Consider the following 22,008-nt stretch of genomic DNA (forward strand, 5'->3'; position numbering starts at 1 on the left):
CTTAGTTTCAGTCTCATGTTGCCAAACATAGTTTACCATAAAAGGAGAATTTACGGTCTTACGGTTTTCTTTCTATGTTTACGAAATACTGACGATGCCTGCAGAAAATTGTAAATTGCAGGAAGAAAAGGAAAGAAAAAAGGAAATGCGGGGCCTTTGCCGAGGGCCTTCGCACTTCCTTTTTTTTTACTCCACTGAAATACGGTAAACCTCCATCCAATGGTTGATCTGCAGAAGATAGGCAAGCATCTGGGGACCAGCCATCAGCTGGCCATACCATGGTTTTCCGTAATCGGAAGGACTTGTTAAGAATTTTTCCAGTTTTTTCCTGTCAAGGAACTGCAAAACAGGGGCAAAACCGGATGCCATTTCCCTGACCCGGCTTATGAGCAGAGCTTCATAATTGGTATCATAGGTCTTGGGATAGGGCGATTTTCTCCGAAACAGGACCTCATCCGGAAGGAGTCCTTTTCCAGATTGGCGGAGAAGATTTTTTACGACTCCGCCCCTGGTATTCATATCCCATGGAACGTTCCAGACGTATTCGATGATCCGATGGTCTGCAAAGGGAACTCTGGCTTCCAGGCCGGAATACATGCTGGTACGGTCCATGCGGTTTAATAAGGTCTGCATAAACCAGCGGAGATTTAAGTAGGAGATTTCTCTTCTCCTTGCTTCATTGGGACTGTCTTCTGCCAGGGTGGGTGTTTCCGCAATGGATTTTTCATAGGTTTCCTTTACATATTCGTCCATACGTAAATGGTCAATAAAGTCCTCCTTTAACAATGCTTTGCGGGGGGTCAAATCCATGGTCCAGGGGAAGGTATGGGCTTTGAAACATTCCTCCTTATGAAACCAGGGATAACCTCCAAAGATTTCGTCTGCACATTCTCCGGTCAGCGTCACTTTGTTATGTGGTTTTACCAAAGAACAGAAATGAAGCAGAGAAGAATCAATGTCGCCCATGGCCGGAAGATCATGGGCAATGACAGAATCATATAGCCGGTCAGCCTGAGTCACGTTGTCACATTCCAGGTAATGATGTTCTGAATCCAGAAATTTCACCATTTGATCCACAAAGGGCCGGTCCTGGGATGGCTGGAAAGAGCTGGCTTTAAAATATTTGTCATTGTTTACAAAGTCAAAGGAAAATGTAGTAAGGCGTTTTCCCTGTTTTTTAAGTTCCTTCGCACAAACAGCAGAGACCAGACTGGAATCCAGGCCACCGGATAAAAATGTACAGATGGGGACATCGGAAACCATCTGCCGTCTGATGGAGTCCCGGACCAGAAAAGAAGTCTTTTCGATGGTCTCCTCATAGCTGTCTTCATGGGGATGACTCTCAAGCTTCCAGTAACATTTCAGACGGAAGCCGTCTCTGGAGCAGAAAAGCAGATGGCCAGGAAGAAGTTCCTTCATTCCTTTGAGCACACCGCAGCCGGAAGTTCTGGCAGGACCGATGGAGAATACCTGATTTAAGCCGTCCCGGTCAAGTACCGGCCGGATTCCCGGATAAGCAAGAACGGCTTTCAGCTCTGACCCAAAGATGATCTCATCTTCTTGAATGGTGTAGAAAAGCGGCTTTACGCCGGAACGGTCCCGAAAGAGGCATAAGCCCTCCCGGTAAGGGTCCTGTATGGCAAATGCAAAGATGCCGTTTAGCTGTTTGACAAAATCCGGTCCGTATTCCATATATCCGGTCAGAATTACTTCTGTATCACTGGTGGTGGAAAAGGTGTGCCCCTGTTGAATCAGATCTCTCCGAAGTTCTTCTGTGTTATAGATTTCTCCATTGTAACTAATGACAAAGGTTTTGCCTGCTATCGTTTTTTTCATCGGCTGGCTGCCGTTTGCCAAGTCGATAATGGATAAGCGGGCATGGGACAGGCCGCAGTGTTTTGACAGCCAGATGCCCGAATCATCGGGTCCCCGGTGTCTTTGAACGGCTGACATTTTTTCCAGTATGTTCTCATAACGGGCTTTGTCTTTTTGGTAATCTCGGTTTGCATTGTAAAAACCAGCAATTCCACACATAGCAATTCCTCCTCAGAGCTGGACGTTTATATAAGAAAACAGGCAACCACAAAAGTTGCCAGAAAACCAATGATAACGGGAATCAGATTTTTTCTGGCTAATTCCAGAGGATTTACATTACAGATGGCGGCAACCGGCACAAGTCCCCAGGGGATCAGGGTGCCTCCGCCGATAAAGATTGAGGTGATCTGACCGAGGGAAGCCAGAACCGGAACGGAAGCTCCTACGGCAGTACCAAAGGTATTGGCTAAGGAACCGGTAACGGGAAGACCGGAAAAGCCTGATCCGTCCAGGCCCGTCAGGCATCCTGCCGCCATTTGCAGAACGGCTGCCATATATTTGTTCAGAGGAGTATTATGAGCCATCCAGATGGCCCAGTCATTCATGATTCCTCTCTGAAAGGAATCCCCCATGATGGAAGATATTCCATCTCCTCCTAAAAAGAAAAATGCTCCGATGATAATGACGGGAGCAAAAATGCGAATGGCAAAAAGAAATCCTTCCGTGATATAAAAGGTGACTCTTTCCATAGAATGAATTCCAAAGCCCAGAATGGCTCCAATGCACATCAGCAAAATGGCTGTGCCCGATATAATGCTGGTGGCCTCCGTCCCTTTTAAATTTAAGGCAATCATGAGTACAATGTCTGCAAGGAATACGAGAGGAGTCACAATTGCCATAAAAAGTGACGCAATATCCACTGGCTCCCGTTCGGGAAGTTCCTGAATATAGAGTTTTGGACAGCAGGCTGAGATTTCCTTTCTGTTTAAGAAGTATGCGGAGAAAACCGTAACAATACCCATTACCAAAAACAGCGGCCTGCCCTCCGTTAAGAGCGCAGAGGTCTCAATAGAGGCCGCTCCTGCGGAAATGGCAGGTGCTCCCTGAATGACAAAGTCGTAGCTGAGAGCGATTCCATGCCCGAATAGATTCATGGACATAGCAGCAAGCAAAGGATCGAGTCCGGCTTTTACTGCAAAGGGAAAAATGATGGCACCTACTAAAGCGACAGCGGGAGAGGGCCAGAGAAAGAGGGAGAATACCAGCATGATTACACCCAGTATCCACCAGGTAATGGAAGGAGATGTCATAATCTTTGACATAGGAGCCATCATGAGATAATCACTTCCCAGATCCTTTAAACATCTGGACAGAGATATAACTAAGGCAATGGTCACAATAATTTCCATAAACTGCCTGGAAGCATATAAAATGGCGTTAAATACGGTCATGATGCCTCCGGTTAGAGTTCCCAGACCTGCAATCCCCAAAAGAAAAAGAAATCCGATGCAGACCAGAAGAGTATCCTTTCTTAAAACCATTGTTGACAGAATAACGATGACGCCGATAAGATAGAGATAGTGCATAGGTGTCAGCACCAGATAAGGATCAAACATAGAGCCCACTCCTGTAAAAGTGATATAATCTATTCTATGTCGGAATTTTTTGTCGGTACATATTTTAAAGGATTGAATTAATTTTTGAGTTTGTTGCTTATGAAAATAAAAAAGTGCAAGAAAGTGCTATTACTTGGACAAATAAGAGCACGCTTTTTTTCTTTAAGTATATTATAATCAGGTTAAGAGACTTTATGAGGAGGTATCAGGATGAATTATCTGATCGGGATCGATGTAGGGACATCGGCCACCAAGACGGTTCTGTTTGAGGAAGGGGGGAAAGTGGTTGTTTCCGCATCATGGGAATACCCACTTTATCAGCCTCAAAACGGCTGGGCGGAGCAAAGGCCTGAGGACTGGCGTGAGGCAGTGCTTAAGACTCTTTCTAAAGTGGTGAAGGAATCAGGTGTTTTAAAAGAAGACATCAAAGGAATCGGGATCTCAGGCCAGATGCACGGGCTTGTCATGCTTGATGGGGACAATGAAGTAATACGCCCGTCCATCATTTGGTGTGATCAGAGAACCGGTGAGGAAGTAGAAGATATGCAGAAGATCATGCCTAGAAAAAGGTGGATTGAAATCACAGCCAATCCTCCTCTCACAGGCTGGACTGCGGCTAAGATTTTGTGGGTGAGGAAACATGAGCCGGAGCATTATAAAAGCTGCAGGCACATTCTGCTGCCCAAGGATTATATCCGTTACATACTGACCGGAGTATATGCGACCGAGGTTTCCGATGCCAGCGGAATGCAGCTGCTTGATGTGGCAAAAAGGTGCTGGTCCGAAGAAGTTCTGCATAAACTGGATATTGATCCCGACCTTCTTGGAACCGTATATGAATCCTGTGAAGTGACTGGTACACTTCTGCCTGAAATTGCGGCTCAGACAGGACTTTCTGCGGGGACAAAGGTAGTAGGCGGAGCCGGTGACAATGCAGCGGCAGCAGTTGGGACCGGGGTGGTCCGGGATGGGACCGCTTTCACCACCATAGGAACCTCAGGTGTTGTATTTGCCCACAGCAGCCAGATCACCATAGATCCCAGGGGAAGAGTCCATACCTGCTGCTGTGCAGTTCCGGGCGCATGGCATGTGATGGGGGTTACCCAGGGAGCAGGTCTGTCTTTGAAATGGTTTAAGGATAATTTCTGCCAGGATTACATTGAAGAGGCTGAAAAGCAGGGCATTGATGTATATGATCTGATCAACCGGGATGTGGCTCTGGTGAAGGCTGGAAGCGATAAACTGCTGTATCTGCCCTATCTTATGGGAGAACGTACCCCTCATCTGGACCCGGATTGCCGGGGCGTTTTCTTCGGATTGTCCGCCATCCATACAAAGGCCCATATGCTGCGTGCGGTCATGGAAGGGGTTTCCTTTTCCCTCAGTGACTGCAACGATATTTTAAGAGAGATGGGAATTGAAGTAGGAGAGATGATGGCCTGCGGAGGCGGCGGAAAAAGTCCCGTCTGGCGGCAGATGCTTGCAGATATGTATGACTGCGAAGTAAAGACCGTGGAGCAGACGGAGGGTCCTGCTCTTGGAGTGGCGATTTTAGCCGGCGTAGGCTGCGGAATCTATGAAAGCGTGGAAGCGGCCTGTGATGCAATGATCTCCAAAGACAAATCCACGGGACCGGACAGAGGACAGGCAGAACTTTATAAAAAGTATCACTCAATATACAAAAAACTTTATGAAGATCTAAAAGACAGCTATAAGCAGCTGGCATCTTTATAATGGAATAAAATAAACAGGAGGCAAAGGATATGCGTTTTTTTATTGATACGGCAAATGTGGAAGAAATCAGAATGGCGGATGAAATGGGAATTATCTGCGGAGTGACTACCAATCCCTCACTGATTGCAAAAGAGGGCAGAGATTTTGTTCAGGTCATCGGAGAGATCGCTTCCATTGTGGACGGACCCATCAGCGGTGAGGTGAAGGCGACAACCGCCGATGCGAAAGGAATGATAGCAGAAGGCCGGGAGATTGCAGCCATCCACCCAAACATGGTGGTAAAGATTCCAATGACCATAGAAGGCTTAAAGGCAGTAAAGGTTCTGAATGCAGAAGGGATTAAGACCAATGTGACTTTAGTATTTTCCGCAGCCCAGGCCCTTCTTGCAGCAAGAGCAGGAGCTTCTTACGTTTCTCCGTTCCTTGGCCGTCTTGACGACATTTCCATGCCTGGAATCAATTTAATCAGTGATATTATGGATATCTTTGAGCTTCATGGAATCGAGACGGAGATCATTGCAGCCAGCGTAAGAAATCCCATCCATGTGATTGATTGTGCAAAAGCTGGCGCTGATATTGCGACTGTTCCTTATAAAGTATTGGAACAGATGACAAAGCACCCTCTTACAGACCAGGGAATTGAAAAGTTCAAACAGGATTATCTGGCTGTATTCGGAGAATAAAAAAGGAGAGGTAAGGTTTATGGGGTTAGCAGTCAAACCGGTGACAGACCAGGCGTTTCGCACGTATGGAAAAGTCGTTGCAGGTTATGAAACAGGGGAGATTTTAAAGGAAATGGGCAGTACCCCGCTGCCTGATGATGTGATCTATGTTCCATCCGTAAAGGAATTGGAGCGGTTAGACATTGCGAAGGAAATCGAAAAGAGGCTGTATGGGCAGATGCCGATTCAGGTAGGGTACTGCAACGGACATAACAAAAAGTTAAATGCCGTGGAATACCATCGGGATTCAGAAATCAACATTGCGGTAACGGATCTCATCCTGATTCTCGGCAGGCAGCAGGACATTACTTCGGAATTCACCTATGATTCCGGATTGATGGAGGCATTTCTTGTTCCAGCAGGCACCATGATTGAGGTATATGCAACCACCCTGCATTATGCACCATGCCACGTGGAGGAAGGCGGTTTCCGCTGCGTGGTGGTTCTTCCGAGAGGGACCAATACGGACCTGGAACCGCTTGGTAAGACGCGTTCTAAAGAAGACCGGCTCTTATTTGCAAAAAACAAATGGCTGATCGGTCATGAGGAAGGCGGACTTTCAGAAGATGCTTATATAGGGATCACAGGAGAAAATCTCTCTATATAATTCGTTCAAAAAATTATCAGTATCGGGCATGATCCAGGATGGAATGCCTGTATTATAACAGGAGGAGTCATAATATGTATAATATCCCAGAATTAAAAGTAGGAATTGTAGCGGTCAGCAGGGATTGTTTCCCGGAATCCTTATCCGTAAACAGAAGAAAGGCTTTGGTAGAAGCTTACGGAGCCAAATACAATGCGGAAAATATTTACGAATGTCCGGTTTGTATCGTAGAAAGTGAAATTCATATGGTCCAGGCGCTGGAAGACGTTAAAAATGCAGGCTGCAATGCCCTTGTGGTATACCTTGGAAACTTTGGCCCGGAGATATCAGAAACTCTTTTAGCCAAGCATTTTGACGGACCAGTGATGTTTATTGCAGCGGCAGAAGAAAGCGGCAAGGATCTGGTCCAGAGACGTGGAGATGCTTACTGCGGAATGCTCAATGCCAGCTATAATTTAAAGCTGAGAAATATAAAAGCATACATACCGGAATATCCGGTGGGAACGGCAGAAGAATGTGCAGATATGATCGAAGAATTCCTTCCGATCGCCAGAACTTTAGTAGGACTTTCAAGTCTTAAAATCATCAGCTTTGGTCCCCGCCCCTTAAACTTTTTGGCATGCAATGCGCCCATCAAGCAGCTTTATAATCTGGGAGTGGAAATCGAAGAGAACTCAGAACTTGATTTATTTGAAGCATTTAACAAACATGCAGACGATCCAAGAATCCCTGATGTGGTAAAGGATATGGAGCGTGAATTGGGGGCAGGAAACCAGAAACCGGAAATCCTTCCAAAACTGGCGCAGTATGAGCTGACTCTTCTGGACTGGGTGGAGGCCCACAAAGGATACCGGAAATATGTGGCAATCGCCGGAAAGTGCTGGCCTGCATTCCAGACCCAGTTTGGTTTTGTTCCCTGTTATGTGAATAGCCGACTGACTGGTATGGGTATTCCTGTGTCTTGTGAAGTGGATATCTATGGAGCACTCAGCGAATTTATCGGTACCTGTGTAAGTCTTGATGCTGTAACCCTTCTTGATATCAACAATACGGTTCCGGATGATATCTTTGAAGAAGATATCAAGGGGAATTATAATTATACCCATCAGGATACCTTTATGGGATTCCACTGTGGAAATACCTGTTCCAGAAAGCTTTCTGCCTGTTCCATGAAATATCAGATGATCATGGCAAGAACCCTTCCCGAAGAGGTTACCCAGGGAACTTTGGAAGGAGATATTGCACCTGGAGATATTACTTTCTTCCGTTTGCAGAGCACTGCAGACAATCTGCTCCGCGCTTACGTTGCTCAGGGAGAGGTGCTTCCCGTAGCCACCCGCTCCTTTGGAGGAATTGGTATTTTTGCAATCCCGGAAATGGGAAGATTCTACCGCCATGTGCTGATTGAAAAGAATTTCCCGCACCACGGAGCCGTAGCGTTTGGCCACCATGGGAAGGCCATCTTTGAAGTTTTTAAATACCTAGGCGTGGAAGATATCGGGTTTAATCAGCCGAAGAGAATGATGTATAAGACTGAAAACCCATTTTCATAAGTTTGCTCCCATTAGCATATATTTTATTGTTTTTGAATAAAGATTTCAAATAAGGGATTGCATATCATTTGATTGAAATTAGATGGTATGCAGTTTCTTTTTTGTTTTCAATGAATCGTAATCTTAATCTTTCATTGCTTTGTTTTCTGTCTATTTAATATCAACCGCAGCGGATTATTGTTTCACTTATCCATTAAAAATAAAAAGGTCCAGCCATATTATTTGTGGATAGAAAAAAAACAATAAAAGAATCCAGGAAACAGGATTGTCTGATTGCCCTGCAAGTTACCAAAACACGGTACGGATCATAAAATATAAGTAGGCATGATCTGTTATATGGATACATGCCCAAAATATAATTAAATGGGAGGATTAACTATGCCTAATAGTGCGCTTCAGATTGAACTGAATACAGCGACAAGTGTTGCATCAAATGCCAACGTTCCTTTTGATACCATTGTCTATTCCGCTGGTGGTATATCTTACAACCCGGCAACTGGTGTAATTACTTTTCTGGAAGCGGGGAGATTCGTAATTGATTGGTGGCTTGCAACACAGTCTTCTCAATCAACAAATGGTGCATCTTTTGCACTGTCTTCTTCACAGGGAGATTTTCTGGAAGGAAATTCTCCGATTAAAACTGGGGAGGTATATGGAATTGGAATCGTAGATGTAACTACAGCTCCAGTTACCTTGTCCCTTGTTAATATCAGTAATGCACCGATATTTTTCGCAACTCAAGTTCCTTTAAAAGGGACGCTGGTCATTGTTGAGGATGATCAGGATTCTGCCGGTGGAACCGGCCCAACGGGAGCAACAGGCCCAACCGGTCCCACCGGCCCCGCAGGAGCAACAGGTGCGACCGGTCCGGCGGGAGCCACAGGACCTGTGGGTCCAACAGGAGCCACCGGCCCAACCGGTCCGACAGGAGATACGGGAGCCACCGGCCCGACGGGAGATACGGGAGCAACCGGCCCGACGGGAGATACGGGAGTCACCGGCCCGACAGGAGCCGCAGGACTAACCGGCCCGACGGGAGATACGGGCCCAACTGGCCCGACGGGAGCCGCAGGACTAACCGGTCCGACGGGAGATACGGGAGCCACCGGCCCGACAGGAGATACGGGAGCAACCGGTCCAACAGGAGCCGCAGGACTAACCGGTCCGACAGGAGATACGGGTCCAACTGGTCCAACAGGAGCCGCAGGACTAACCGGCCCAACGGGAGATACGGGCCCAATCGGTCCAACGGGAGCCACCGGCCCAACGGGAGCCGCAGGACTAACCGGTCCGACGGGAGATACTGGCCCAACCGGCCCGACGGGAGCCGCAGGACTAACCGGTCCGACGGGAGATACGGGACCAACCGGTCCGACAGGAGATACGGGGCCAACCGGTCCGACAGGAGATACAGGACCAACCGGCCCTGCAGGTCTGGCGGCTTTTGGCGGCCGCTTTAGCGATGATCCACAGACCTTAATACTTGCGCTTGGAATTGAATCACAGGTTGATTTGACAAATACCATGCCGTCGAATGATGTTACGTATCAACCGGCTGAAAGTATTACAATTGTCAACCCAGGAACGTATGAAGTTAGTTTCCTGCTTCGGGGGTCAGTATCAGTTGGTGCTCTTACAACCGTTGCGGTACGTCTGAACGGAGCCGATATTCCAAGTCTTACCAATACGCAGGGGTTGACTCTTGGTATCAGCTCGGAGTTTACTGGAAATGCCATATTAACTCTTGCTGCTAACGATGTATTGGATTTGGCTGTTTCGGCTGCACTTGGATTGACCTTGTCGCTTCCAGCTGGTACAAATGCTACTCTGGTGGTCAAAAAACTAGATTAAATTTTTCCTTTGTGTGCACCCTATTTAATAGGGTGCATACTTTTGTCAAAAGGAATAAGTGTGTATTTGGTATATGGAATTTATTTGATTTTTCAGGTGTACGAAAAGACTCATATATAATTTTGTATTTTCAATTTCTTACGTTGAAGCTAGAACAGAGATATTAATTTATAATGGGATTTTTTGTTCTGATTATGAATAGGATTGCATTTGATTTTTATAGGGATAAATCCATTCAATTGCCACAGGAGGACGATTGATTTTTCTTTGATCTTTACGATTGCGGTAATTGGTCTTTTGTTATGAAATACCCTAAAAGGATACTTCTGTGGCGGTGTTACAAGGGCACATTTAAAATAAGTCATCTGTTCCCGGCAAGTTTGTGGAACAAGAAATGATAAAAAGCTTTAATGATTTAAATGTAATTTTTATCCAGGGGTTTCACTTGATGGTCTTTATAAGTTGTGCTTTACTTGGCAGTCATTACGCTGATATAATAACTGATGCAGGAAGTGGGATTAAAGTGAGGAAGGGGCCTTGAAGTATGGAAACTATCCGCAGTAACCGAAATACTGGGATTGGGTGGAATCCTTGGCGCTTTAGTAGTCGCCAGTGGGAAAAAAAAACCTGATCCTTTAAGAATGGCTTATGCATAGGCAGGATTTTTTTTCATTCGGGAATCTATTGATGGAAATGGGGAGAAGTTTTCCTTGTATATAGCTGGTCTGATTGCCAGCGTACTGATTTTATTTGCAGCAGCAGAATTAAAGTATGATTTTTTAGTGAATGGTTCCGGTAAAGTTTCAGGAAAGTATATTTGTCCTGTGAAATGTACTTTAATTTTCCGCCGTTCCGGTATAAATTCTTTTCGGGAGATATCTGGCAGTTATGTTTTTACGTATTGGAATTAGCAGATCATTTTACTGTCTTATGAGTTATAAAAAAACTTCATATACAGGAGTTATCAGAGCGATTAACCGGACACAGGAGAGGGACAAGCAATCTTTTATAAATGCGGCAAACCATGTCCCGTCATGTTATACTGCTCTATGAAGTCATGATAAAAATAATACCATGAGGGGGGAGGCGAACTATGAATAAATGGATCTACATAATCATTACAGGCGGACTGTTCTGTGTGGCAGCAGTACAGAATAAGGAGCTTTTAAACAAACCAAAAGTTATACTGGAAACAAATCAGGTACCTCATGCGGGATTTCCCAGTGAGGAACCGCGGGGCATTCATCTGACAGAGCGAACAGGAAAAAAAGGTGAAGAAGCTGCTTCTGCTCAACCAAAGCAAAAATCTATTATCAATCCATCAGGAAATACGTTAGAAGAACGATTGATACCTCCTGATGGCTATGAAAGGACAGAAAAACCCTTGGGAAGTCTTCAGGGATTTCTAAGAAATTATGCGTTAAAGCCGGATAAGAGTCCTGTACTTTTATTTGATGGGAGCAGAAAGAAAAAACAGGAAGTCCATGCAGCTGTGTTTTCCATGCCGTTGGTGAAAGGTGATTTACAGCAGTGTGCGGACAGTGCCATAAGGATCTATGGGGAATACCTGTGGTCAGTGGGGGTATATGATGCAATATCCTTTCATCTTACCAATGGATTTTTAATGGATTACCCCTCCTGGAGATCGGGAAAGCGTTTATCTGTAGAAGGAAACCAGGTGCGCTGGGAGGAACGTGCAGTCTTTGATGATTCCAGAGAAAATTTTCTCAAATACTTGAGGCAGGTCATGATCTATGCAGGAACCCTGTCTTTGGAAAATGAAAGCGGTGGCATCGTTTTTGACCAGTTACAGGCTGGGGATTTATTTATCAGGGGTGGAACTCCGGGACATTGTGTGATGGTGGTAGACGTGGCAGAAGATCAGGAAGGGAATAAGTGCTTTCTTCTCGCACAGGGATACATGCCGGCACAGGAATTTCATGTACTGAAGAATCCACTCCACAAGGAAGATCCCTGGTATTATGTTTCAGAAATAAAGGATTCCCTTGTTACGCCGGAGTATGTATTTGAGAAAGACAGCTTGAAACGGTGGAAAGCATTTCTTGAAAAATAAATTGAAATAAGCAGCCACTTTCCCAGTACTGAACTGCCCCTTAAATGTCAGATTTTAGGTCTGGCCTTTAAGGGGCAATTCGGACAGCGAAAGAATGGCTGCTTGTTTAATTTTTCTAAATAATACCTTGGAAAACCAGAATGATCATAATGACCGTTACCAGTATAATTCCAAGAATAAGAACGGTGCCTAAATTTATTTTCCCTGTATTTTGCCCATCCTCTGGCCGTAAAGCCAAAAGATTCGATTTTCTAAGCGTTGTAACAAGCGGTTTGTAAATAAGAAGGGTCAGTGCCGTATTAATTCCGCATTTTATCAGATTAAATGGAACAATCGCTGGCAGAAGAAGCTGCACGACAGCTTCTCTGGGGTATCCCATATAAATGGGAGTGATTAAATAATTCCATAAAACCATAACGATTGTCATAAGAACCGTGCCTAAAATCATTCCCACCAATGCTCCCGACATGGAATGGCGTTTTTTGTAGAGATAGGCTGCCGGGCAAACAAATGCCACTGTAGACAGAACATTCATAATCAATCCAATTATCCCGGTGCTGCTTATGGTAATCATCTCAACAAAAGAAACAATTACTGCAATCAGAACAGAGGGCAAAGGTCCAAAAAGAAACCCTCCCGTCAAAATTATCACGTCTTTTGGTTCGTATTCTAAAAATGGTGCAACAGGTATAATGGGTATCCGAATAACAAGAACTGCCACAAACGCCAGTGCACAAAGCATAGCCATAATGGTGAGTCTGCTGGTTTTTTTGTTCATATTCATAATACATGCCTCCTAAAATAAGTAACATCTGAAAGTGTGCCCTTCAGGTGTTAATAATAGATGGTGTATTATCTTTATTTAACACATCTTCTTTCATCCAGACTATACTGTCGGTATTGGAATCACACCAATTCTGCGCAATACGCGCTCGCGGACTTTACCGCCGGTCGGGAATTACACCCTGCCCTGAAGACAACTATATGCAAATGCTCTGGATGTATTATAACACCCATCGAAAAAATTGCAATATTTTGTTGCAATTTTTTTGATGGTTTGCTATAATAGCTGCCATGGGGGTATAGCTCAGCTGGGAGAGCGCTTGAATGGCATTCAAGAGGTCATGGGTTCGAATCCCACTATCTCCACTTAAATAGTAGGCCGCAGGCATGAAAGCTTGTGGCTTAAATTAAAACTTATAGGGACGGGACACTTGGTAAATGAAGGGCAAAAAAGGTACGTTTTCAGTTTGATATGACCCCATAAAGTCTAATTTTAAGGGGTCAGTTCAGTTTTGAAATGTACCTTTTTATTGTTACTTTACAAATCTAAATTATAATGATCAAATGCATAAAAAGAATTTTAAAAGTGATATCCTCAGCATATCAGAATTTTGAATAGATCATAAATTTCTATAAATAATTCTTTAATTTGTTTTGAAAATTTGCTAATTTCTTTGCATTATATGTTAAAAACAGAAATGCAATAATTGATATAAGGACAATCGCCTTATTGTAACCATAGCAGTCTGAGATTTTGCCAAATACTGGCTGAATTACAAATGCAAGCATTGCCATGAGCAGACTTTGTATTGAGAGAGTTGAAGCCCTATACGTACTTTCTAGCGCACCATGGATAAAACTGGCCAGCATGGGAGCATAGCAACATAATAAAAGCAATGTAATAAAGTAAAAGATACTTTTTGTAATTACACCAGGTATTATTGCAAAAAACACTAACGATACCATAATTAAGGACGGTAGATAAATAACGAGTTTTACAGAAAAGTGTTTTTTTAGGGTATTATATATAAATAGTGCAATCATTGACGACATCAGATATTGTAATCCATAGATTGAACCAGAAAACTTTTCGCTAATGCCAAACGATAAATAGTAATTGAAATAATGGCTTTCGATTGGGATCAGTGCGATAGAAGTAAAAACTCCAATTAGCAGTAAATGTAGTATAAGTTTATTGTCCAATAAATGACGAATAGCTTTTTTAAAACTATATTTTTCCGTATCGTCCTTTTTATATGGTGGTTCGATTATAAATATAGTAAGTACAATTATGGGTAAAAATTGAAGTACTAATGTTATCTGGTAAACAAGATCCATTGATTGTTCCGCTAAAATTCCACCAATAGCAGAACTCAAGAATATTGCAATATATCTACCACAACGTAAAATAGCATGAATTTTATCAACTATCTTTTTGTTTTGGGATGCATAAATGCTATCAATTAACAAAGCATCTGATGCGCCTGATATTAAAGTATATGAAACTCCCTGAAAGATTGCAGCAATGATAAAACCCTGATAGTCTCTCAAAAAGTAAGCAAAGAGGTTTGAAACTATAAGGAATGCATCACCTAAGATTGTACTAATTCTTCTTCCATATTTATCTGCGATAATTCCAGTAGGTAATTCCAGAACAATTTTTGAAAATTGGTATACAGCATATACTATACCTATTTGATATAAGGAAAGTCCGTGCTTACTCATAAAAATAGTTTGTATTACTTGAACCATATAAAAAAATGTTAAAAATTGTGTAATAATAAGCCAGTAAATATTATTTACATATGATTTCTTCATTTCTATTCTCCACGAATAAATGGTTAAAGTAAATTCCCATTATTTTTTTATAATCGGCACATTTTTCTCTTCTTATTCCTGTATCTGGATCAATCGTTGCCCTATTTGCACATCCACCACCGCAAATGTAGCGATACTTGCATTGTATACATTTCTTCAAATTTATAATATTCCGCTTTTTCCAGGCTGTATCAGCAACATCGCAAATTTTTAAATCGGAAATATAATTACCTATTTTAAACTTGTCATTCCCTACTCCAAACCAACATTTGTATATGTTGCCATGACCATCTAATATGTATTGGTTTCTGCATGCAGCACAGTTACTCATTTTAGGTTTGAAGGGCGTATTATTAACAATACTGTTAATTAAATCTATTCCATGGAATGTTTTTCTGAAAATATTTAAATTAGGATATATTTTTTCGAGTGCCAATACTGTTTCAAGGCTTTCCACTTCGTTTATTATTGTCTTGTTTCCAGAGCAGCCCCCATCTTGCAAAATATAAATGTATGGGTGTAGCAGGTTTGGAAAGTCGTTTTTTAGATCCGAGAGGGCATACGCAAATGCTGGTAGATTAAGAATATTATCGGCATCAACATTATTTCTTATCTCCACATTAAGACCAGCTTCTAAAGCTTTTTTAACATTTTTCATAATTACATCAAATGTCCCTACATGCTTATTGTTAAATCTCTTTGTATCATGAATTTCTTTTGTTCCATCCATGGTTATCTGAATAAAATCTATATTTAGTTTTCTTAAAAAAGGAATATAGTTATCTAATTCATAACCATTGGTGATGACAGATACTTTATATTTTTTATCTTTCAATTTTTCAAATATGAATGGCAGTATATCATCATTATGTGAAAAAAGTGGTTCTCCCCCCATTAAGGTAACCTTAATAAAGTCTTTATTTTCTTGATTACCTGTATTTTCTATTATTTTATCCATTGCCGCAAACATGGCGTCTACAATATTTTTGCTATAATCTTTGTTACCATAAAATTTTTCAATTTGATAACTTTTTTGATAACAATAGCTACACTCAAAATTGCAGTTATAAGAAGGAATTAATAGAAAGTTTGGCATTTGAGTTTTTTCCACACTAAGAAGTTTTTTGTCTAATTCGAACAAATACTGTTCATACTCTTGAATAGATGAAAAAAGGTATTTTCTACTAATTAGTTCATCAATTATATTTTTATCTAATAATTTGTAATCGCCTTTTTCCAGTGCGATTTTACAGGAATTATCTATGATATCAGCAGCCCCACTAACATAGTTTATTAACAGATATTGCTCTTTAGAAAGTTCAAATATATCGTGTTCTTTTGCAAAATGCATCATTTTTCTCCTCTTATTAAAATACGGTCCTAGCTATAGCCAGAACCGTATTTTGATACTATTATAATTAGCCGGCATTGTAACCGCATACAGCTGTATTGGAAACAGCAGCATCGGCGGTTTTTACAATATTTGTATTAATAGATTTCATATTATAATCCTCCTTCCTTGTATAGTTTCAAGATAGCGCTTAACTTGATGTAAACAAGATAACAATGTTAATTAAAAAAGTCAATACGAGTATTGTATAATTATAAAAAATACATAATTAATTTTAAAACATAGATTTAATTAATGTAAATTTAAACTGTAAAAAGTATAAAATAATAAATAAGATTATGAATATTGTTGATTAACCTTAGCCTAACGTTAAATGCTAAAATATATGTTCTGTTTTTTGCACTGATAAATATAATCAGAATTTAATGTTCAATCACTTTTTTAAATTGTATTTGGTAGTTATATTAATGATTGACATTTACCTTACATTAACCTTTATAATAAGTATATAGAGTAGAACTAATTCAAATAATTCTTAATCAATAGGAGGAGATTTATATGCAATCAGTCTTTGATAATAATATGTTTAAAATTAACGAAGTTGCAGAAGAATTTAATGTGAACCCAAATGTTTTACGATTCTATGAAAAAAAGAAATTGCTTACCCCAAAACGAAATGATAATGGCTATAGAATGTATTCAATTGAAGATATGCTACAGTTCCAAATGATTTTGCTATATCGAAAAATGGGATTTTCTATTGAAAATATATCAAGGATACTTACGGATGATGGAAAGCCTATTGAAATGTTTTTTAAGCAGTATAACCAGTTAAATCATCATATACACACTATGAAATTGATAAGTGATTCAATAGAGGAATGTATAGATTTAATGTTTGAAGATGATCACTATCTGGACAGTTTAATTACAGCCATGAAAAAAACTGCCGGTTACATAGCTCAGCTGGAGAGCTGGGAGGATAAATGGGGATTTGACGCTTTGGCAATGGATTATGATAACTTTATAAAAAAGCCGCACTCTGGATTAGATTTCTATAGAAATTACGATAAAGTTATACGGATAACAGAGGAAAAAGTAAATGAGAGAATAGGAAATGTTGCTGAGATTGGTGTAGGTACTGGTAATTTGGCTGGTAGATTAATGGAAACCCAGAATATAATAGGTATTGACCAATCCGTAAATATGTTAATGGTTGCAAAAAGTAAATTTCCTAATTTAAAACTTCGTATAGGAACCTTCATGGAATTACCATTACAGGAGGATACTATGGATACTATCGTAAGCTGTTATGCGTTTCATCACTGCAATAGAGATGAAAGGAAGATAGCGCTGAAAGAAATAGATCGGGTTTTAAAGTCAAATGGGAGAGCTATTATAACAGATCTGATGTTTTATGATAACATGGCAAGGAAAGATTTTGAGAAATATTGTACAAAAGCTGAATATAGAGATTTACAAGATGAATATTTTACAACAGTAATAAACATTGAAGCTGATGCAAAATCTTTTGGGTATTCTTGCAGTAGTGAGCAAATTGATGATCTCATTTGGATTTTGGTTCTTGAAAAATAATACAAAAGGCTATTCCATAACATATTGTGGTATTTGGGTGAAAAATTAGCAATAAATGGTGCTCTAAAATGTTGTTTTGGGCTCCGTTTTTTTGCGCTTCCACAGGGGGTATAGCTCAGCTGGGAGAGCGCTTGAATGGCATTCAAGAGGTCATGGGTTCGAATCCCACTATCTCCACTTAAACAATAAGCCGCAGGCATGAAAGCTTGTGGCTTAAAATTTTAATTATAGGGACGGGACATTTGGTAAAATCAAGGATAAATAATGAAAGGTACATTTTCAACGTAAGCGCTACATAAACCATCGTAGTGCATTTTGATCTTCCTTCCCGTAAGATTAGGATAGTTGGAGTAAATTACTCTGAGTTCTAATCTTGAACGGCAAAAGTTGTAGCATTTCACTGCTATTAATTTCAAACTTTTGAATCATTTTACTCCAACTATTTTTTGGAGGATTTAATCAATGACAAAAACTCAAAAAGATCAATACTGGATGAACTGCATCCAGAAGTGCCGCGTTAGCGGCTTATCTGATTATGCATGGTGTCATCAGAACGGCATTTCTACCAGCTCTTTTTATTACAACATCAAAAGACTGCGCAGGAATGCATCTGCTGTACCAGCATCAGTTTCAAAGGTTTTAAAGAAACAGGAAGTTGTACCAGTCCACTACAATGAATTGTCTGAAACAAAAGTACTTAATCCTAATAATCTACCGGATTCTATCCCAATCCGTCTTGAATTTCATGGTATTGTTGTAGCGATTAGCAATGATGCAGATGCCGCCATTATCAGAGCAACGCTTTCTGCGTTGCAGCAGCTGTGTTAGGTGATCTCTCCGGCGTGGCCAGGATTTATCTGGTCTGTGGCTACACGGACATGAGACGCAGCATAGATGGTCTCATGGCGATTGTCCGGGATTCCTTCGAGTTGGATCCTTACAGTAATTCACTTTTTCTCTTCTGCGGAAAAAGATGTGACAGGCTGAAGGCATTGCACTTTGATAAAGATGGTTTTGTGCTTCTTTACAAACGATTAGATGCTGGCCGTTTCCAGTGGCCACGTAATTCTTGTGAGGTCCAGAACCTTACAAGGCAGGAGTTCCGATGGCTTATGGAAGGTCTGTCCATCAGCCAGCCAAAGGCAATCAAATCAACTGCCAAAAAGCCCTTCTAGGTATCTGATGAAATGAATGCAAGCTGGCTTATTTACTGGCGTTATCATTCGTTTTGTAGTATAATTATTCCATCATTTAAGGAGGTGCATGGTCATGGAAACGTCTGGGAAAGCGGAAGATCTTAATACCAATGAACTCATCAATCATCTGCTCAAGCAGCTTGAGTCGAAAGATCGTCAGATGGAACAACTGAATCAGACCATTGCAAACCTCACGGAAACGATCCATGAATTAAAGCGAAAGATTTTCGGTATTTCCAGTGAGAAATCAGCGAATGTTCCAGGTATTGATGGACAGCTTAGTCTGTTTGATCCGCTTGGAATAGACGAACCAGTCCAGGTGCCTGAAACAATCCGCGTAACTTCTCACAAGAAGAAATCCCGTGCCACCCATGAAGAGCTAGCCAGGTATGTTCCAATCACAACGATCGATCTTGAACTGGAAGGTGATGCACTTAACTATCCTTACTGTAATACAAAAATGGAGGATATCGGTTCCAAGGTGGTTCGTGAAGAAATCCGAATTACGCCAGCCAAGGTCGAGCGTGTCCAGTATGTACAACACAGCTATGCCTGTCCGGTATGTCGTGATGATGGGGAAGCAACGATCGAGAAAGCTCCGGTTCCAGCGTCACTAATCAGTCATAGCAGGGCCTCCGCTTCTGCGGTTGCTTTTATCATGTACCAGAAATGCATCAACTGTCAGCCATTCTATCGTCAGGAAAAAGACTGGGAACAGCTTGGTGTCAAGCTGAACCGGGGTACTATGGCCAGCTGGTTCAATACCTGTGCGGCGGAATATCTTGAGCCTGTTTATAACAAGCTTCATGAGTATCTTCTTAAGCAGTCCGTCATTCATGCAGATGAAACTACCTGTCAGGTACTTCATGAAGGTGATAAGACTCCGGAATCAAAGTCTTATATATGGCTGTATACCAGCGGCGCTTTTGAGGAACACCGGATTGTGATCTATGAATATCAGCCATCAAGAGGCGGTTATCATGCAGCAAAGTTCCTCGCGGACTTCCATGGCTTCGTTCATACGGATGGATTCAGCGGATACAATCGGTTGACTGATATCATAAGGTGCGGATGCTGGGCACATCTTCGAAGATATATGTTCGAAGCAATCCCTAAGACAAAGGGAGCAAGTGCAAAAGCCTCACCAGCATATATTGGGTATACTTACTGCGAACAACTCTTTCAGATTGAAAAGACTCTGAAAGAGTTACAACCAGAAGAACGCCAGAAACAGCGTCTTGAGCGGGAACGACCAGTACTGGATGCATTTTGGAAATGGATCAATGGGATGAATGCCCTTGGTGGGTCAAAGCTTGCCAAGGCTATTACCTATGCAAAAAACCAAAGCCCTTACATGGAGAACTATCTTCAGGATGGAAGATGCTCCATAAGTAATAACGCAGCGGAACGAGCTGTAAAATCATATGTCATGGGAAGAAAGAACTTCCTATTTCATGACACGGTAAAAGGTGCTAGAGCAAGTGCGGTAGTCTATACACTTACAGAAACAGCAAAAATCCGTCTCTACCTGGAAACAGTAATGGCCAAGATGCTGGACTACAAAAATGAGCCCGATAGTATCTTAGAAAAACTGATGCCTTGGTCGGAAGCAATGAAGGGATCCTGTAGCTTGGAAAATGGTAATGTCTGATTTTTTCATTGAAATGAAAAATCAGAAAAAGCAATACGCTATTTTATATAGCGCTTACTATCATTCTGATTCATGAGTATAAAAAAATCGCTTAATTATGAAAGGGGAAAACCTATGAAAAAAATATTAACTTTAATTTTATCAGTAATTATGTTGGTGAATTTATCTGTATTTACTAGTTTTGCAAATGAAAATGTGGCAGCTCGAAAAATATCATTTGAACAAATGATAACTAGATATTTTGAACATAAAGACACAACAGTGATTTTAAATAAGGCAGGTAAAGACATTACGTCAGAATTTTTTTCTTATAACACTGTAAATTTTAACAATGGAGATTATCAAGCAATTCGGAATTATATAGAAAATAATGTTTCTAATCTGAGTTATAGGGTGGAAAGTAGTATAGAAAATAGGGTAGCTGTAAATGCTATGGGAACTTCTAAATATGTGAGTGATTATACTTCAATGCTAATATCAGATAAGTATGGACATAAAGGCTATCTTACAATGGAAGTAGGCGGTACTATAATATACAACCCCAATACAGGGGAAATAATGCGTGCTTATAATGCAAAAATTGTTCGAGCAGAATATTCTGATTTACAAGATTGGACATTAATTAATAGAAATGTTAGAACAAGTTCCTCAATTTCTCCTGATAAGTTTAAAGCTTTTTTCACAGCCAGTTTACGTTCAATAGGTACATACTCTCATTATTCACAAGAATATGATTTTGGAATCCATCAATATACGGTGAGTACAGAAGCGGGAAACTGAAAGAATGATGATAAATAAAAAAACAAAGATGTATTTTGGTGGTGTTACAGTATTATCCATATTAGTGTTATCTTTTCATATGCTTGCTCTAAAATTTATATATAATTATATAGGATTAATGCTGGAAGCAAATGGAGTAACAGTCGAAAAGCGAAAAGAAATGGCCGTACAAGCCGAAAATCTTAAAAAATATTCCCAATATTGTACCAATGCATTTCTATTAGCCAGCTTTTTCTTTCTGACTTTTATCGGAATTATATTGCTTACAAGAAAAATTAATTTAAAAATGTATCTAAGTTCATATTTTTTATTTGAAGTAATTCAGATAATTGGGCTGTCGCTATTTATACAAATTTTTAATAAGTATGAATTAACAGAAGGCTTTGGGAGATGGAGAATTCTTCATCGTAATGTATTGTTTTGGATTATTTTAATTATCCCAATTATAATTTATTTGTTGAATAGAAAACAAAAGACATAAGAACTATGTTATCAAGATTAATATGGTATATTAATAAAATCAGTAAACTGAACTTTAATGGTTAAATGCAGCCTCTTTTTCTATGTCATTCAAGAACCGTATTTTTTTAGGTACGAACATACCTAATTCATTGGATGGTGCAAGATATATGGCACTGGGTAACAGTATGGCGATTCCCTGTGTGGAGCATGTGCTCCGGGGAATCGCCTGTTTTTTACGTATCCGCTACATAATCTACCGTAGTGTCGGATAGTGTCAAGATTTTTGTAAACGGTAGTCCATAGGTACCTCGCTTCTAGCTAGTTTTTTTGAGATAATGTCCTTATCTTTAAAAAACTACGACTTTTACGGAGGTACCTGGTCTATGGATAAAATCACAC

17 protein-coding genes, 2 tRNA genes and 1 riboswitch are annotated in these 22,008 nt (G+C 40.8%); of the genes, 14 read left to right on the forward strand and 5 right to left on the reverse strand.

The window, feature by feature from the left end; translation table 11 throughout:
• Positions 1–186: 186 nt before the first annotated feature.
• Positions 187–2,034 (reverse strand): asparagine synthase (glutamine-hydrolyzing), encoded by a 1,848-nt coding sequence (asnB, locus tag VIG27_RS05630; protein ID WP_394525902.1) that lies wholly within the window; start codon positions 2,032–2,034, stop codon positions 187–189.
• A gap of 26 nt (positions 2,035–2,060) precedes the next feature.
• On the reverse strand, positions 2,061–3,431 hold the full coding sequence (locus VIG27_RS05635; RefSeq protein WP_394525903.1) for a citrate transporter: 1,371 nt from the start codon (positions 3,429–3,431) through the stop codon (positions 2,061–2,063).
• Between the two features lie 210 nt (positions 3,432–3,641).
• Between VIG27_RS05635 and xylB the strand changes: the two genes are divergently transcribed.
• From xylB to VIG27_RS05665, 6 genes are all read left to right on the forward strand, one after another.
• Positions 3,642–5,165 (forward strand): xylulokinase, encoded by a 1,524-nt coding sequence (gene xylB / locus VIG27_RS05640; protein WP_394525904.1) that lies wholly within the window; start codon positions 3,642–3,644, stop codon positions 5,163–5,165.
• Positions 5,166–5,194: 29 nt separating this feature from the next.
• Entirely contained in the window at positions 5,195–5,848 is a 654-nt protein-coding gene (gene fsa, locus VIG27_RS05645) for a fructose-6-phosphate aldolase (RefSeq protein WP_394525905.1), read from the forward strand.
• Positions 5,849–5,867: 19 nt separating this feature from the next.
• The gene (locus VIG27_RS05650) at positions 5,868–6,494 is read left to right on the forward strand and encodes a DUF4867 family protein (RefSeq protein WP_394525906.1); all 627 of its coding nucleotides are present in this window, start codon (positions 5,868–5,870) and stop codon (positions 6,492–6,494) included.
• A gap of 74 nt (positions 6,495–6,568) precedes the next feature.
• The gene (locus tag VIG27_RS05655; protein ID WP_394525907.1) at positions 6,569–8,047 is read left to right on the forward strand and encodes an L-fucose/L-arabinose isomerase family protein; all 1,479 of its coding nucleotides are present in this window, start codon (positions 6,569–6,571) and stop codon (positions 8,045–8,047) included.
• Between the two features lie 378 nt (positions 8,048–8,425).
• Positions 8,426–9,898 (forward strand): BclA C-terminal domain-containing protein, encoded by a 1,473-nt coding sequence (locus tag VIG27_RS05660; RefSeq protein ID WP_394525908.1) that lies wholly within the window; start codon positions 8,426–8,428, stop codon positions 9,896–9,898.
• Between the two features lie 1,093 nt (positions 9,899–10,991).
• Positions 10,992–11,972 carry a DUF4846 domain-containing protein gene (locus VIG27_RS05665; RefSeq protein WP_394525909.1) on the forward strand — a complete coding sequence of 327 codons (981 nt, stop codon included), beginning with the start codon at positions 10,992–10,994 and terminating at the stop codon, positions 11,970–11,972.
• A 115-nt stretch (positions 11,973–12,087) separates the two neighbouring features.
• On the opposite strand, the gene VIG27_RS05670 is transcribed toward VIG27_RS05665, so the two are convergent.
• On the reverse strand, positions 12,088–12,756 hold the full coding sequence (locus VIG27_RS05670) for an ECF transporter S component (RefSeq protein ID WP_394525910.1): 669 nt from the start codon (positions 12,754–12,756) through the stop codon (positions 12,088–12,090).
• 81 nt (positions 12,757–12,837) lie between these two features.
• A riboswitch (FMN riboswitch) is annotated at positions 12,838–12,954 on the reverse strand.
• 94 nt (positions 12,955–13,048) lie between these two features.
• Between VIG27_RS05670 and VIG27_RS05675 the strand changes: the two genes are divergently transcribed.
• A tRNA-Ala gene (locus VIG27_RS05675) sits at positions 13,049–13,121 on the forward strand.
• A 264-nt stretch (positions 13,122–13,385) separates the two neighbouring features.
• Here the strand turns inward: VIG27_RS05675 and VIG27_RS05680 are convergent.
• Together VIG27_RS05680 and VIG27_RS05685 are read right to left on the reverse strand one after the other, a co-directional pair.
• Complete coding sequence (locus tag VIG27_RS05680) at positions 13,386–14,573, reverse strand: MFS transporter (protein WP_394525911.1); 1,188 nt, start codon at positions 14,571–14,573, stop codon at positions 13,386–13,388.
• A complete protein-coding gene (locus tag VIG27_RS05685; protein ID WP_394525912.1) occupies positions 14,551–15,927 on the reverse strand; it encodes a radical SAM protein in 1,377 nt (458 codons plus the stop codon). The genes VIG27_RS05680 and VIG27_RS05685 overlap by 23 nt, the downstream gene beginning before the upstream one ends.
• Positions 15,928–16,482: 555 nt before the next feature.
• Between VIG27_RS05685 and VIG27_RS05690 the strand changes: the two genes are divergently transcribed.
• The 7 genes from VIG27_RS05690 to VIG27_RS05720 all read left to right on the forward strand — a co-directional run bounded on the left by VIG27_RS05690 (position 16,483) and on the right by VIG27_RS05720 (position 21,628).
• Positions 16,483–17,520 (forward strand): MerR family transcriptional regulator, encoded by a 1,038-nt coding sequence (locus tag VIG27_RS05690; protein WP_394525913.1) that lies wholly within the window; start codon positions 16,483–16,485, stop codon positions 17,518–17,520.
• Between the two features lie 104 nt (positions 17,521–17,624).
• A tRNA-Ala gene (locus VIG27_RS05695) sits at positions 17,625–17,697 on the forward strand.
• A gap of 285 nt (positions 17,698–17,982) precedes the next feature.
• Complete coding sequence (gene tnpA, locus VIG27_RS05700) at positions 17,983–18,348, forward strand: IS66 family insertion sequence element accessory protein TnpA (RefSeq protein WP_394525914.1); 366 nt, start codon at positions 17,983–17,985, stop codon at positions 18,346–18,348.
• Positions 18,349–18,362: 14 nt separating this feature from the next.
• The gene (gene tnpB / locus VIG27_RS05705) at positions 18,363–18,695 is read left to right on the forward strand and encodes an IS66 family insertion sequence element accessory protein TnpB (protein ID WP_394525915.1); all 333 of its coding nucleotides are present in this window, start codon (positions 18,363–18,365) and stop codon (positions 18,693–18,695) included.
• A gap of 94 nt (positions 18,696–18,789) precedes the next feature.
• Entirely contained in the window at positions 18,790–20,367 is a 1,578-nt protein-coding gene (gene tnpC, locus VIG27_RS05710; RefSeq protein ID WP_394525916.1) for an IS66 family transposase, read from the forward strand.
• A 114-nt stretch (positions 20,368–20,481) separates the two neighbouring features.
• On the forward strand, positions 20,482–21,147 hold the full coding sequence (locus tag VIG27_RS05715) for a hypothetical protein (protein WP_394525917.1): 666 nt from the start codon (positions 20,482–20,484) through the stop codon (positions 21,145–21,147).
• Positions 21,148–21,151: 4 nt separating this feature from the next.
• Positions 21,152–21,628, forward strand: coding sequence for a hypothetical protein (locus tag VIG27_RS05720; RefSeq protein ID WP_394525918.1), 477 nt, complete (start codon positions 21,152–21,154; stop codon positions 21,626–21,628).
• Positions 21,629–22,008: the final 380 nt, after the last annotated feature.

It is taken from the genome of Lacrimispora sinapis, from assembly GCF_043633585.1.
In the GTDB taxonomy this organism is placed as follows: domain Bacteria; phylum Bacillota; class Clostridia; order Lachnospirales; family Lachnospiraceae; genus Lacrimispora; species Lacrimispora sinapis.